1 rRNA gene is annotated in these 563 nt (G+C 61.6%); it reads left to right on the top strand.

From position 1 onward, the window contains the following. Positions 1 to 407, top strand: a 16S ribosomal RNA gene (locus KBX37_RS34040); the annotation flags it as partial. Positions 408 to 563: the final 156 nt, after the last annotated feature.

Here is a 563-nt window from a genome sequence, read left to right as displayed (position 1 = left end):
GCGGGGACTCATCGAAGACTGCCGGGGTCAACTCGGAGGAAGGTGGGGATGACGTCAAGTCATCATGCCCCTTATGTCCAGGGCTTCACGCATGCTACAATGGCCGGTACAATGGGCTGCGATACCGCGAGGTGGAGCGAATCCCAAAAAGCCGGTCTCAGTTCGGATCGGGGTCTGCAACTCGACCCCGTGAAGTCGGAGTCGCTAGTAATCGCAGATCAGCAACGCTGCGGTGAATACGTTCCCGGGCCTTGTACACACCGCCCGTCACGTCACGAAAGTCGGCAACACCCGAAGCCGGTGGCCCAACCCCTTGTGGGAGGGAGCCGTCGAAGGTGGGGCTGGCGATTGGGACGAAGTCGTAACAAGGTAGCCGTACCGGAAGGTGCGGCTGGATCACCTCCTTTCTAAGGAGCACCTTCACCCGAAAGGGTGTAAGGAGCCCGCGGCCCGCGAATGTCGGGTCGGGGTGCTCAATGGCGGAGACACTGGCGAGTCTGGTCCTGGCAACGGCCGGGTTCCTCCTAGTACAGCCACTTCGGTGGTGGGAACGGGGTCCTGGT

It is taken from the genome of Micromonospora sp. U56 (assembly GCF_018070095.1).
Classification (GTDB): domain Bacteria; phylum Actinomycetota; class Actinomycetes; order Mycobacteriales; family Micromonosporaceae; genus Micromonospora; species Micromonospora purpureochromogenes.
This window is presented reverse-complemented; position numbering and strand designations above follow the sequence as displayed.